Source organism: Exiguobacterium sp. UBA6309 (assembly GCF_002439205.1).
GTDB lineage: Bacteria > Bacillota > Bacilli > Exiguobacteriales > Exiguobacteriaceae > Exiguobacterium_A.
This window is the reverse complement of the sequence record NZ_DJTL01000013.1, coordinates 1-13,767: the sequence shown is the minus strand read 5'-3', so window position 1 is coordinate 13,767 and position 13,767 is coordinate 1. Positions and strand designations below refer to the sequence as shown.

At 46.4% G+C, this 13,767-nt stretch carries 12 protein-coding genes and 1 riboswitch; of the genes, 8 read left to right on the top strand and 4 right to left on the bottom strand.

Going from position 1 to position 13,767, the window contains the following annotated elements; all coding sequences use genetic code 11:
• Positions 1-120: 120 nt before the first annotated feature.
• Together B3M90_RS03690 and B3M90_RS03685 are read right to left on the bottom strand one after the other, a co-directional pair.
• The gene (locus B3M90_RS03690; protein ID WP_023467616.1) at positions 121-546 is read right to left on the bottom strand and encodes a BrxA/BrxB family bacilliredoxin; all 426 of its coding nucleotides are present in this window, start codon (positions 544-546) and stop codon (positions 121-123) included.
• 30 nt (positions 547-576) lie between these two features.
• Positions 577-1,761 carry a class I SAM-dependent methyltransferase gene (locus B3M90_RS03685; protein ID WP_035409035.1) on the bottom strand — a complete coding sequence of 395 codons (1,185 nt, stop codon included), beginning with the start codon at positions 1,759-1,761 and terminating at the stop codon, positions 577-579.
• Positions 1,762-1,871: 110 nt separating this feature from the next.
• Here B3M90_RS03685 and B3M90_RS03680 point away from each other — a divergent pair, with 110 nt between their 5' ends.
• Both B3M90_RS03680 and B3M90_RS03675 read left to right on the top strand, forming a co-directional pair.
• The gene (locus B3M90_RS03680; RefSeq protein WP_290782650.1) at positions 1,872-2,645 is read left to right on the top strand and encodes a sporulation protein; all 774 of its coding nucleotides are present in this window, start codon (positions 1,872-1,874) and stop codon (positions 2,643-2,645) included.
• Between the two features lie 202 nt (positions 2,646-2,847).
• Positions 2,848-4,764: a glycoside hydrolase family 3 protein gene (locus tag B3M90_RS03675; protein ID WP_290782649.1), complete on the top strand. Its 1,917-nt coding sequence runs from the start codon at positions 2,848-2,850 to the stop codon at positions 4,762-4,764.
• A 30-nt stretch (positions 4,765-4,794) separates the two neighbouring features.
• Here the strand turns inward: B3M90_RS03675 and B3M90_RS03670 are convergent, their stop codons facing one another.
• Together B3M90_RS03670 and tenA are read right to left on the bottom strand one after the other, a co-directional pair.
• Entirely contained in the window at positions 4,795-5,091 is a 297-nt protein-coding gene (locus B3M90_RS03670) for a hypothetical protein (RefSeq protein ID WP_290756911.1), read from the bottom strand.
• Between the two features lie 51 nt (positions 5,092-5,142).
• Positions 5,143-5,838, bottom strand: a complete 696-nt coding sequence (gene tenA, locus B3M90_RS03665) for a thiaminase II (RefSeq protein WP_290782647.1) — start codon at positions 5,836-5,838, stop codon at positions 5,143-5,145.
• Between the two features lie 72 nt (positions 5,839-5,910).
• Positions 5,911-6,017, bottom strand: a riboswitch (TPP riboswitch).
• 193 nt (positions 6,018-6,210) lie between these two features.
• Between tenA and B3M90_RS03660 the strand changes: the two genes are divergently transcribed.
• The 6 genes from B3M90_RS03660 to B3M90_RS03635 all read left to right on the top strand — a co-directional run bounded on the left by B3M90_RS03660 (position 6,211) and on the right by B3M90_RS03635 (position 13,726).
• A complete protein-coding gene (locus B3M90_RS03660; RefSeq protein WP_214855133.1) occupies positions 6,211-7,092 on the top strand; it encodes a DUF1002 domain-containing protein in 882 nt (293 codons plus the stop codon).
• A 277-nt stretch (positions 7,093-7,369) separates the two neighbouring features.
• Positions 7,370-9,058, top strand: a complete 1,689-nt coding sequence (abc-f, locus tag B3M90_RS03655; protein ID WP_290782645.1) for a ribosomal protection-like ABC-F family protein — start codon at positions 7,370-7,372, stop codon at positions 9,056-9,058.
• Positions 9,059-9,290: 232 nt separating this feature from the next.
• The gene (locus B3M90_RS03650; RefSeq protein ID WP_035409044.1) at positions 9,291-10,184 is read left to right on the top strand and encodes a diacylglycerol/lipid kinase family protein; all 894 of its coding nucleotides are present in this window, start codon (positions 9,291-9,293) and stop codon (positions 10,182-10,184) included.
• Between the two features lie 272 nt (positions 10,185-10,456).
• On the top strand, positions 10,457-11,146 hold the full coding sequence (locus B3M90_RS03645; protein ID WP_414655224.1) for a peptidoglycan DD-metalloendopeptidase family protein: 690 nt from the start codon (positions 10,457-10,459) through the stop codon (positions 11,144-11,146).
• Positions 11,147-11,262: 116 nt separating this feature from the next.
• A complete protein-coding gene (locus B3M90_RS03640) occupies positions 11,263-13,236 on the top strand; it encodes a penicillin-binding transpeptidase domain-containing protein (protein ID WP_290782642.1) in 1,974 nt (657 codons plus the stop codon).
• 19 nt (positions 13,237-13,255) lie between these two features.
• Positions 13,256-13,726: a GNAT family N-acetyltransferase gene (locus B3M90_RS03635; protein WP_251137943.1), complete on the top strand. Its 471-nt coding sequence runs from the start codon at positions 13,256-13,258 to the stop codon at positions 13,724-13,726.
• The last annotated feature ends 41 nt before the right edge of the window (positions 13,727-13,767 follow it).

Sequence of the window (13,767 nt, the reverse complement as noted above, 5' to 3'; positions counted from 1 at the left end):
TCATAAATCATGCATAAATGACTGTTTATACAATTTTGCAAACGTTTTCAAATTTAAAATTTATTATTTTAGTCTTATGAATACACAAAAAAAGACTCCTTTTTCAGGAGTCTTCTTCGCTTAGGCGTAGATTTCAATTAATGATTCAAGTTTCTCGACGACTTCTTCCGCCGTGAACGATTCGATGTCGAAGCGCTCGACCATCGAGAGGATGTTTCCATCTTGCATTAACGCAAATGATGGAGATGAAGGTGGATAACCTTCGAAATATTCACGCGCACGGTCTGTCGCTTCGCGATCTTGTCCAGCGAATACTGTGACGAAATGATCGGGCTTGATGCCCTCTTTCCGATTGACGTACGCTGCTGCAGGACGGGCGATCCCGCCAGCACATCCACAAACAGAATTGACAAGGACAAGTGTCAGACCTTCCCGTTTCATTGCTTCATCCACGCTCTCTGGCGTCGTTAATTCTTCAAATCCAGCAGCTTGCGCTTCTTTGCGGGCTGTTTGGACGACATCTTCAAAATACATTTGGAAATCCATCGTATTGCCTCCTTTGATTCGTTCTCCTTCTTATTGTACGAGTTTCGGTGAAATCTGTCCAAGTCTGCCGCTTAATTCATTTTCTAAAAATGGTCGTGCCTGCAACAGATCACGGAATGCGATGTACCGGTCGATTTTTTCTTCCGTTGGTCGCTTGTTTTGTTTGTACGCACGGATCAAGATGTTCTTCGGTGTGTGCTCAAGATCGATGAATTCAAGCAATTGCGCTTCATATCCTACAAGCGTCAATAACTCGGCACGAATCGAGTCCGTCGCAAGTGATGCGAATTTTTCTTTGATCAGTCCGTGCTGGAGCATGACATCAAGCGGAGCGCAGTCCAATTGACGGTTCAGTTCCTTTTGACAACACGGTACACTTAGGATGACTGATGCATTCCAGTCGACAGCTCGCGCGAGTGCGACGTCCGTCGCAACATCACAAGCGTGAAGCGTCACCATCAGGTCGACTTCCGTCTCCCCTGTATAATCATGAACGTCTCCGACGCGGAATGTCAGATCGGTATAATCCAGATCACGTGCAATTTGCGTACATTCTTCGATAACTTCTTTCTTTAAATCAAGACCTGTCACTTCAAGGTCGAATCCTTTGACGACTTTTAAATAATGGTAGAGAGCGAACGTCAAATACGATTTCCCGCAACCAAAGTCTAAAATCCGCAGTTTTTTTCCTGTTGGTAAGGCGGCGATGCTATCCTCGACGAATTCAAGGAAGCGATTGATTTGCTTGAACTTATCGTACTTCTGTTTTTTGACTTGCCCCGCTTCCGTCATCACACCTAGACGAATCAGAAACGGAACCGGTACACCGTCTTCTAATAGATAGGTTTTTTTTCGGTCATGCGACAAGAGTGCTTTCATTGGTTCCTTTTGGGATGTCTTGATCGCGACTTTCATCTTTTTCGAGAGCTGGAACTGCCATTCTTCTTCTTCAAAACGGAAGAGGAATTGCCGGAATTCCGTGAACCAGTCATCGAGTCGACCGATGAAATCCTCCACTAAAATATTTTCATGCTTCATGACGCGTTCAAATTGAAACTCAACCTGCATCATCACCGTATCTCTTAATAGAATCGGTTTTACCTTGATTCGTCGGAGATCATTGGATTTTTGACGCGGATTGCTCATCGTTGCATGGATCAGTACTCCTTGCGTGATTTTCGAAGCAAGGTTCGCTTTTAATTCATGTAGTTCCACTAGTCGTCCCGTCCTTTTCTAATGTTCTTTCGAAACTGTAGCAAATTCGTACCTGTTCGACAAGTTTACACGCTTCATCATTCGTACGTAATCAAAAGGAGGAATGCATCATGTTCAAAAAAATTCTCTCACAAATCGGAATCGGTGCTGCAACGGTCGACACACGGTTGACGGATGATCGCTGTGAACCAGGCGGTCAAATCCACGGTGTCGTCCATATCAAAGGTGGAAACGTCGATCAAGAAATTGACCGGATTTATCTTGAATTCAACACGCAGTACAAACAAGAAGTCAATGATAGTACGACGTTTACGACCTTTACGCTCGACCGGTTTGCCTTAAATGAAGCGAAGTTCACGATCGAAGCGGGTGTCGAGCGGGAAATTCCATTCACATTACGTGTGCCACTAAATACGCCACTCTCCGTCAGCCAATCGAAATCATGGATCGAGACCGGACTTGACATCGCACAATCCGTTGATCCGTCGGACCGTGACGCTGTCATCGTCGAAGCAAACCGTTATCAAACGATGGTCTTAGATGCCATGGAGTCACTTGGCTTCCGGTTAAAGAAAGCCGATACAGAAAAATTACCTGGACGATTCCGTAAAGATTTACCGATTGCTCAGGAACTTGAATACTCAGCACGCAATACACACTACGCTCATAAACTGGATGAGATCGAAATCATCATGCTCCAAGACAGCTCAGGGATTGATTTAATCGTCCAAGTCGATCGTCGTGCGCATAGTCTCGGATCATTGTTCAGTGAAATGGCTGGAGCGGATGAGTCGATGATCAAACTCCGCCTATCCAATAGTGAACTGCAGGATCAGTCATTTGTCGAACGCCAGCTGACAAACATCGTGGAGCGCTATAGCTGATCGATCGAATGACTAAAAAGTGATTCCTCTTCAAGGGGAGTCATTTTTTTTTTTCAAATCGGAATGCACAAAAACATTATTAAAACTTATTTGCTAATGTAATCGTTTTCAAATAAAATATTGTTTTAAAACAAGCACCTTGCTATACTGTCCGTATTGAAAAGTATTCCAGTCGTGGTTTGACTAGAGGAGGATGTACATCATGAAAAGGATTGGGCAATTCACGTTAACAGCAGGACTCGCAGCAGTACTCGTCTCAAGTAGTTTGCCTGTCATGGCAGAGGCAGGATCTTCAGCAGATCGGATCAGTCAAAAAATCGACATGATGACACTCGAACAAAAAATCGGACAGATGATCATGCCGGACTTCCGGCAGTGGAATGGCAGTAACCATACGTCGCTTGCTCCGGAAGTCGCGAACATCATCGACCGCTATGATTTAGGTGGCGTCATCTTGTTTGCTGAGAACGTCAGTGAAACCGAACAGACGACAAAACTCGTTCATGATCTGCAAGAAGTCGTCAAACAAGATGACAGCAACGATATTCCGCTCTTTGTCACGATCGACCAAGAAGGTGGCATCGTCACTCGGCTCGGAACAGGAACGAACTTACCCGGCAATATGGCGTTAGGTGCGACCCGTAGTAGTGCGTATGCCAATGATGCCGGTCATATCATCGGTTCCGAACTGCATGCGCTCGGCATCAATGTCAACTTCGGGCCGGTTCTTGACGTCAACAGTAACCCTGGAAATCCCGTCATCGGTGTTCGCTCGTTCTCAAGTGACCCGGAGCTCGTCGGAATGCTCGGTTCCGCTTTGATGAAGGGTATTCAAACTGAAGGCGTCGCAGCGACCGCGAAACACTTCCCGGGTCACGGCGATACGGCGACCGATTCCCATTATGGCTTGCCGGTTGTCGACCGGTCCCTGGAGGAGCTGGAACAAGTCGAGCTCGTCCCGTTCAAGCGAGCCATCGCCGAAGACATCGATATGATCATGACAGGACACATCGGAATGCCGACAATCGAGTCTGAAGTCGTCACGTCAAAAAACGGCACTTTCCCTTTACCTGCGACATTGTCGGATGACGTCATCACGGGCGTACTGCGCGAAAAACTCGGCTACGATGGCATCGTCATCACGGATGCATTGAATATGCAGGCGATCGCCGACAATTTTACGGAATCAGAAGCCGTTCTGAAAACATTTGACGCCGGTGTCGACATCGCGCTCATGCCGACGATTCTTCGTTCCGAGCAGGATGTCATAAAACTCGACCAGATTTTTAAGGACGTGATTGCGGCAGTCAAAGACGGACGTCTGTCAGAAGAACGGATTGATCAATCGGTCGAGCGGATCCTGACGCTGAAGGCAGAACGCGGAATATGGAATGGCACGACGGATACGATATCCTTAGCTGATAAACTCGCGCAAGCGAACCAAATCGTCGGTAGTCCCGAACATAAAGCAAAAGAACGCGCGATGACGGAAGCCGCGGTCACACTCCTGAAAAATGATCAGCGGACGTTACCCTTCAAGCCGAAAAAGAATGCAAACGTTCTTGTGATCGCCCCTGCGACGGATCAAACGGACAGCATGAAAAAGACGATTGCTTCCCTGCCTAAGAACCGGAACTGGCACGTAACGACAGCGAATTACTCGGCTACTACGCTACCGCTCGACCAAAACCCGACACTACGGGCACAACTCGATGCAGCAGATTACATCATCGTTGGTTCAAACGTCAATACGAGTGCCAAACTACTGCCTACTGCACCAGAGCAAGCGATTCCAGCTTCAATCTTCCGGTATGCGAAACAAACAAATACACCATCCGTCTTGCTTAGCCTCCGTAATCCATACGATGTCGCCGTTCAACCGGACGCACCGGCACACGTCCTCGTCTATGGTTTTAAAGGGGATCCGAACGGACCGGACTCTGAAGCAGGCAATCTGAAATCAGCGGGACCGAACCTCCCTGCTGGTATTCGAGCAATTTTCGGAACGTTCAAACCGCAAGGCACCTTACCAGTTGATGTGCCGGTCTTTCAGAACGGTGTCTTTACCGATCAACTGCATCTCGAATTCGGTGATGGCTTTAAAAACTGGAAAAAATGAGAACATGATACACAAAAGACCGAGCCCCCTTTAAAGGATGCCTCGGTCTTTTAATGATTGATACGGATATTCCGCTTCTTCTTTCGCACGATGGTAGACGCGGTATAACCAATAGGTCAGTAATGCATAGACGACAATGACAAGAACAGCAGAAATGTAGCTCCCCATGCTATATGCTACCTTGAAGTTTCGAGTCGTAGCGGATATACCGGACAACACGATTAAAGTTGGAATGATATATCCAATAAATCTTACTTTGACTTTACCCAGCATTCGTTGCACGGCATACGCGGCGCTGATTGCGAGTACGATCACGATGATCTCCATTTCTACCCCTACTTCCGCTAAATGTTATACCTAATTCTACCATCTATCCGTTTAAGAAGATACCGTCCATGCTGGAATCGTCTCGTAAATCGACGTAAACGTTTCTTCCGTCCATCCCATATGCCAAAACAGCAACTCATAATAACAGCTCGTCACGAAATGCTGTTTCATCCGCTCTCGTTCAGCCGAGCTTGCTTGTTCCGCCAACGCATCAAGCCGTGCAATCTGTTCAAAGACGACCTTTTCGAACCATTCCGAACTATATGTGTCGATCCATTGCTGATAGATTTTTTCATCCGGTGTACACGTCAATAATTGTTGTCCAACTTCATAATACAACCAGTAACATGGCAAGATGGCAGCAATCGTCTCACCAAGCGTCCCTTCATTCGCATGATGCATGTGTGAGACGTAAGCATATGCCGTTGGTGCCGGTTCAAATGCTTCAAGATCTGCTTCTGTGATACCGAGCGGCTCGAAAAATGATTGATGCAAGCTCAGTTCTGCCCCATATGTCGAAGTCGCGTGCTCGGCAAGTGTCGCAATCGTCGCAAAGTCATCTGCTTTTGACGCTGCCTTCGCTTGAATCTTCGCAAAGTGTTTTAAGTAATACGCATCCTGCATAACATAATGTCGAAATTTCGAGAGCGGTAACGTTCCCTCGCCGATTCCTTGAACGAATGGGTGGGTAAAACTACTGTCCCAATACGCTTGTGCTGCTTGCTTGATTTCTTGTGTGAATGTCATGATCTCATCCTCCTCTTTTTTATGAAACGAAAAAACACCACCCCGAAACACACGGGCATGGCGCAAGAAGAACAAGACTTGACGCCACTTCCCTCCGTAAGTACGAACTTAATCAGGTTCAAAGGGTCCGAACGTCTTCGTTCGTCTCAGTCGGTCAACCGACTCCCCTAGTGGTCATTATTCGATTCAAATCCACTATAGCATGCTGAAAATGGAAGTCAAGTTGTCCTCTTTTCGCTATACTATGGAGTGTCAGAAGGCGGATATCGTCTCCATCTACAGACCGATTCCGAACTCCTTTCGTTCTCGTACACTAATTTTAGTACCTGATACTATAGTTCATTCTGTTACTTACAATTGGAGGAATTCATTATGCATACACCAACAAAAATCATGGCGTCAGCCGTTATCGCTTCTGCTTTATTACTTCCGACAGCCGCATCCGCTGAGCAAGTCGTTGATAAAACAATCGTCACTCTCGGGGAGTCGCTCGGCGCAAAGGATAAGGCTTGGGTGCTTTCCCGTCTCAATGCACCGGAAGGCATCACGCCGATCATCGCCACTTCTGCTGACGAAGAAAAATATCTCGGGAAAAACATTCCCCAGTCGCAAAAAGGTGGCAACATGTATTCATCCGCTAAAATCGAATTGACGGAAAAAGGTGACGGACTTTCCGTTGCGACGGAAAACATTACGTGGGTGACGAAGGATATGTACTTGAACGCTCTCGTCACGGCAGGTGTCAAAGATGCCGACATCACGATCACTTCTCCTTATAAAGTGACTGGAACATCGGCACTGACAGGAATCATGAAAGCCTATGATCAAACTTCGGCTGAGACCGGAATCAAGCTGAGTGACGAACGGAAAGATTTAGCACAGCAAGAATTATCGGTCACTTCAGACGTCGGGAAGACAGTCGGGACAGATAAAGTCGCTGATTTGATGAATGAGATCAAGGCCGAAATCGCGAATCAAAAACCGGAAACAAAAGTCGAGATCGAAAACCTGATCGTCCAAGTCATTCAAAACAACAACATCCAACTGTCTGATGCACAGATGGATCGGTTGACGAATCTATTCAATCAAATGGAGCAAGCGAACATCAACTGGGGGCAAATCGAGAGTGGACTAAAAAATGCTGGTCAAGACATCCATGCGTTTGCAACGTCCGAGGAGACAAAAGGATTCTTCGCTAAATTATTTGATGGTCTGAGTGACTTCTTCAGCTCGATTGCTGGTGTGTTCAAATAATTCAGACTTCCGCAATTAACAAGATAATGGTAAACTGATTGTATCTGAAACGAAAGGTGGTGTGAAATGATGGACTTTGCTGCGTGCAAACATTGGTTAATGGAACAATTGTATCTGTTGCGCGCGATTTTTCATGGAATGGCGTTCTAAGGCACCCGTCTGCCCTTTTTAGAACTTCATGATTGAAAAATACAGCAAAGCGCATCTTTCACACACTAGGGAGAGTGCTATTTGCGCTCTCCTTTTTTAATGCGCGCGAAAGGATCAACTCATTATGATGATTTGCGACATTCAACATCTGACAAAACAATTCGGAGGCGAAACGATCTTAACGGACGTTTCCCTCTTCTTAAACGAACACGATCGTGTCGGTCTGATTGGACGAAACGGGAGTGGTAAAACGACATTACTCCGCTTACTTGCTCGCCTTGACCAACCGGACGGTGGCGTCATCTATCAAAAGAACGGTTTGACGATTGGCTACTTGGAACAACTTCCCACTTATGCCGAAACGATGACCGGACTCGACGTCCTTTGGACGGCGTTTGAAGAGATCCTCGCAATCCGTTCTCGGATGCAACAGTTGGAGCTTTTGATGGCGACAGCGCCAGATGATCTGGATGCACTACTCGTTCGATATGCGGAAGCGACAAATGCATTCGAACAAAAAGATGGCTATCTACTCGACTCGAAGATCGAGCGCATGGTGAACGGATTACATTTACGTCCGTTACTCACTCGCCCTTTCCATCAGTTGAGCGGCGGTGAGCAAACTAAGATTTGCCTCGGTCGCATGTTGCTGATGGAACCACACCTCCTAATCCTTGATGAGCCGACGAACCATCTTGATTTAGCTGCCGTTGAATGGTTAGAACAATTCTTACGGGACTACACTGGAACTATCCTGCTCGTCTCTCACGACCGGGTCTTCTTAGACGCCGTCGTCACCTCGATCGTCGAGCTTGAAGATGGTGAACTGACCTCCTATCTAGGGAACTACAGTGCGTTCGTCGTCGAACGAGAACGTCGCTTGATGGAACAGTTCCACGCCTATCAGGAACAACAGAAAAAAATCAAGAAGATGAAGGAAGCGATTCGTCGACTACGGCAGTGGGCAAACGAAGCATCTCCACCGAGTGAGAAATTATTCCGTAAAGCAAAATCGATGGAGCGGGCACTCGAGCGAATCGAACGGATCAAACGACCGCAACTCGAAGCCAAAACCGCTGATGTCTCTTTTTCTTCTACCGATCATACGAGTCAAGTCGTCTTTCGCGCTGAAGAGCTCTCTTTCGCTTACGATTCCCGTCGCATTTTCGATGTTGTCTCGTTCGAAATCATGGCTCAAGATCGGGTTGCAATCGTCGGAACGAATGGGAGCGGGAAATCGACGTTGCTCGCACTGTTGCTTGATGAATTGTCACCAGACGCAGGCACGCTCACGCGTGGACCATCGAACCGGATCGGTTACTTGTCCCAGCATGCCCATTTCGAGGAGGATGCTCGCTTAATCGACTGGTTTAGAGACCGCATTGCCGTTCCAGAAGCGGAAGCCCGCCATATTCTTGCCCGGTTCCTGTTTTTTGGACCGACTGTCTTTCGGTCTATTTTGTCACTAAGCGGAGGAGAACGTGTTCGATTGCAGCTTGCCGTACTCGTTCATTCGTCGATCAACGTTTTGATTCTCGATGAGCCGACGAATCATCTAGATATTGAATCAAGAGAGACGCTTGAAGAAGCACTCGAGAATTTTTCTGGTACATTGATCGCCGTCTCACACGACCGCTATTTCTTGAATCGTCTTTTTTCAAAAATCATTTGGCTTGACCATCAAATTACTTCGTATACTGGAAACTATGCTTACGCAGTGGAGAAACGACAAGCCAGTCATGACACACCACCTCAGATAAATCATGAGAAGAAATCGAAAATTTCAAAGCGTTCGAAAGCACCTGCGAAAGAATAGTCCATTGAACAGCAAATAGAAGAGCTGGAACTTCAAGTCGTACATTTTGATGCCGTTCTTTCTCATGTATCCGCGGAAGAAGAATGGATGACGGTCGAGATGGAAAAAGAAGCATTGTTACGAAAAATTGAAGGTTTGTATGAACGTTTAATTTTAGAAACTTGAACTAAAATGATTAGTCCTTCTTTGACTCGGGAAAATAGGAACAGATACGTCAAAGGAGGAATTCATCTTGTCTCAAGCTATGTTGATCATCAACCCGTCTTCTGGTAAAGAACTCGGAAAAAAACACGCGACGCTCGCTGAAGAGACGCTTGCTACTCGCTTTCAAACCGTCGACGTTCGATTCACGGAAAAAGAACACGATGCAACGGAATTCGCACGTCATGCCGCCCAGTCTAATTACGACGCCGTCATCGCCATGGGTGGTGATGGAACGGTCAATGAAGTCATTACTGGAATTGCCGAGCAACCACATCGTCCAACACTCGGGATCGTACCGCTTGGGACGGTCAATGATTTATCACGCGCGTTACACATCCCGACGGACCCCGAAGAGGCGATTCAGATATTAGCTGATGCCCCTGCCCGCCCGCTTGATATCGGTAAATATGATGATCATTACTTCATGAACGTCATTGCGGTTGGTCTGATTGCGGAAGCCGTCGAAGAAGTGAGCATCGAACAGAAAACGTCACTTGGATCGGTCGCTTATTTCATTGAAGGTCTGAAAGCCTTTAAGGATCATAGTCCTTATCCAATCGAAATCAACTCTGCCGAAAAACAATTTGATGGAGAAGCCCACTTGTTAATCATCGCCTTGACGAATTCCGTTGGTGGATTCGAATCGTTTGCGGAAGAAGCAAAAGTCGACGATGGATTACTGCATGGATTCATCATTACGAAGCTCGGATTCTTTGATGCGCTTCAAGCATTACCTAAACTCATCACGGGTGGGTTATCAAAGGCGGATCAAATCGAACACTTCACGACGACACGTGTCGAGATTCGTTCGAAAGAAGAGTTACCAATCAATGCCGATGGTGATACGGCAGGTCATGTTCCTGTGACTGTCGAGGTACTTCCTCAACATCTCACTGTATATTCACCATTCTCTGCTGACTAACGTTATACGAGTAAAAAAAGAAATCGACGATTTGTCGATTTCTTTTTTTACTTTAAAATCCATTACAATATATGTTAACAAAGCGTAATTTTGAAACATATTTGAAATATTTTTGTGTTATTGACGATGCTATAATCATCTCAGGCGAAAAATCATTCTTTAAAATAAATAAATATGCATAAAATCTTACAATTTTGTAATGATCAGTTCTGGCGCTTCAGATTTTTAAGGAGGAAATACACTTAATGAAACGTTTGCTTACAACAATGACAATGACAGCTTTGGTAGTTTCAGGTTTTGCTACAACGAGTGCTTCGAAAGTTGAGGCCGCAACGACATATAAAGTAAAAGTCATGGCAGACGGACTACGCGTCCGGACAGGTCCATCAACGGCTTATAAAATCGTCGGTAGCGTCAATACAGGACAGACATTCAATTATCTCGGTGTTTCTGGTTCATGGACAAAAATTTCATACGGCGGCGCATCACGCTACGTTTCTTCTACATATGTTAAAAAGTACAGTACGACGACTTCAACAAAAGCAACGACTGGTTTTTCGCGTCCAGCAAGCGGTCCGATCACACAAGGATACGGTGCGGCAAGCGGTGTTTATGGTTACACGTTCCACAATGGTATTGATATCGGTGCTCCGACGGGTACACCCATCTATGCTTCAGCTGCTGGAAAGGTCATCACGTCTCGTTACTACGGTGCATACGGTAATCATGTCATGATGACGCATACGGTTAACGGCATCCAGTACACGACAGTTTACGCACATATGAACAGCCGTGCTGTTTCTGTTGGACAAACGATTGCTAAAGGAACAAAAATCGGGACAGTCGGCTCGACAGGAAATGCCTTTGGTGCTCACTTGCATTTTGAAATGCACCGCGGCTCTTACGTCTACAGTGGAACGTCTGCAGCAAACAGCGTTAATCCACTCAATTACTTCAACTGAATCAGATTCGCCGGACTTCTCATCTTGAGAAGTCCGGTTTTTTGTTTCAGATGAAATCTTCTGACAGGAGTGGTACGGTATATGCATGGCTCTCATGCATATAGGAGGCGAATCATATGAAACGAACCATTCCCTTGATTCTATCGGCATCTTTCGGCGTGACTCTGCTTGCCGGTTGCCAAGATCAACCGACACCTGAAGAACGTCTTGATGCCTATATCAAACTTTGGGAGAAACAGGACTACGATAAAATGTATACGTACGCGAGTACAGCTACTAAAAAAGAATACGGTAAAAAAGAATTCATCGAGCGAACGAAACAATTGTCGAAATCACTTGATATTCAAAAGTTATCCGTCGAACGAAAGAAAGCGGAGGAAGCAACGGATGACGAAAAAGCGTCCCTTCCCGTGCGGATTTCCTTTGATACAGTTGCAGGAACCGTTGCCTACGATAAACAAGTTCCACTGACATTCGAGAAACAAGGTGAGACCGAAAACTGGTTCATCGACTGGGATACTTCTTTTGTCCTAAAGGATTTTAAAAAGGACGACAAAGTCCAGCTACAAACCGTTGAAGGCAAACGTGGTGATTTACTCGATTCGAATGAGAAACCGCTCGCAACCTCTGGAAAAGGATTTGCTGTCGGCGCGACAGCCGGACAATTAAAAGACGTCGAGAAAGTTGCCGAATTGCTCGACCGCTCGACCTCTTCAGTCGAAGATTCCTTAAAGGCAAGTTGGGTCAAAGATGGACAGTTCGTTCCGCTCAAAACGATGACCGACGAAGCAATGGTTGAAAAATTGCGTGACATTCCTGGAATCAGTGTCCAAGAAACGGAAGTCCGAACGTATCCACTTGGTAAAGCAGCCTCTCATTTGATTGGATATATCGGTTCAGCGACAGCAGACGAGATTAAACAATCAAAAAATCAAATCCAAGCTGGCGAGCAAGTCGGGAAACGTGGACTTGAACAAGTACTCGATGAGCGCTTACGTGGTAAAGCCGGTGCGACAATCACTTTACAGAAAAAAGACGGCTCAAACGTTACTGTTGCCGAAACGAAACCGACAGATGGCGAAGATATTGCGTTGACAATTGATGCCACTCTTCAAAAAAAGACTTATGAAACGATGCAGGATGATCCCGGAACAGCATCAGCGATTGATCCGCAGACCGGCGAGACCCGTGTCTTACTCAGCTCTCCTGGCTTTGATCCTTCTGAATTCATGTCAGGAATCTCACAGGCACGACTCGATGAACTGACGCAGGACCCGGACCAGCCATTATTGAACCGATTCACAAGTGCCTTCGCACCCGGTTCGACTCAAAAACCATTGACGGCTGCTGTCGGATTAAAGAGCGGAACGCTCGACCCGGAAAAAGCCTACACAATCAATGGGCTGAAAAATAAGATCGATGGTTTTAACGTCACCCGCATTCATGAGACACCGGCCCCGGTCAATCTGCATAATGCGCTCGTCTATTCCGACAACATCTATTTCGCCCGTTCGACACTCGAACAAGTCGGAACGAAAGCATTTACGTCTGGTCTTGAAGCGCTCGGATACGGTGAAAAGCTACCGTTCACGTACCCCTTACGTGCCTCACAGATCTCAAACGACGGGACGATTTCTTCTGATGGACAGCTGATGGACACGTCTTACGGACAAGGTCAGATGTTGACGAACATTCTACACTTAGCATCGATGTATGAAATTTTCCTGACGGATGGAACAATCTATCGTCCGACACTCTTACAAGAGGAAAAAACGAAGCAAGTCTTTAAGAAGGATTTACTCGACGCAGACGACGCGAAGATGATCCGCGATGATTTGTATGATGTCGTTCATAACGGTTATACGCTTCCGGCTGATATCAAAGAAGTCGATGTTGCCGGTAAGACAGGTACGGCAGAATTGAAAAAGGCAGGCGAAACCGACGGCAAAGAGAATGGCTTCTTCGTTGGATACGACAACGACAAAAAAGATCTTCTCGTTGCCATCATGATCGAGTCAGTCGAAAAAGAAGATCGTGGCAGTCCGTACGTGTCGGGACTTGTCGCCGAAGTACTCAAACAAAATCGATGATCGGAGTGATCGCTTCTTGATGATCCGCACTAGCTGTACTTCAGACCTCCCTGCCCTGCTTACACTGACGGCAGAGACATTCGCGCATCACAAGCGGTTGTCGCCTCACTTTCACCCAGATGTAACGACACCATACACGCTAGAGTCTTTAAGTCAGATGATAGAAGCAGAACAACACCTCTGTCTGACAGCGCTCGATGGAGAAACACTCATTGGTTACTTGTTTGGCAAGTGGACGGCGCCAGCATCCGATCGATTTACGCCCATTCGGATCTTGAACATCACTGACGTCGGTGTCACCTTTTCCCATCGTTCATCAGGAATCGGTCGCCAGTTGATGCAGGTGGCAGAAGAACTCGCACTCGAACGAAAGGTCGATGCTGTTCGCTTAAACGTTTGGACGGTCAACGACCGGGCCGCAACGTTTTATGAAGAACTCGGATTTGAACCGCTGTATACGAACTTGCAGAAGTCACTCGTTCAAAAGTGACATCTATACGAAAAAGGGTCTGACTCAAAAAAAGAATGACG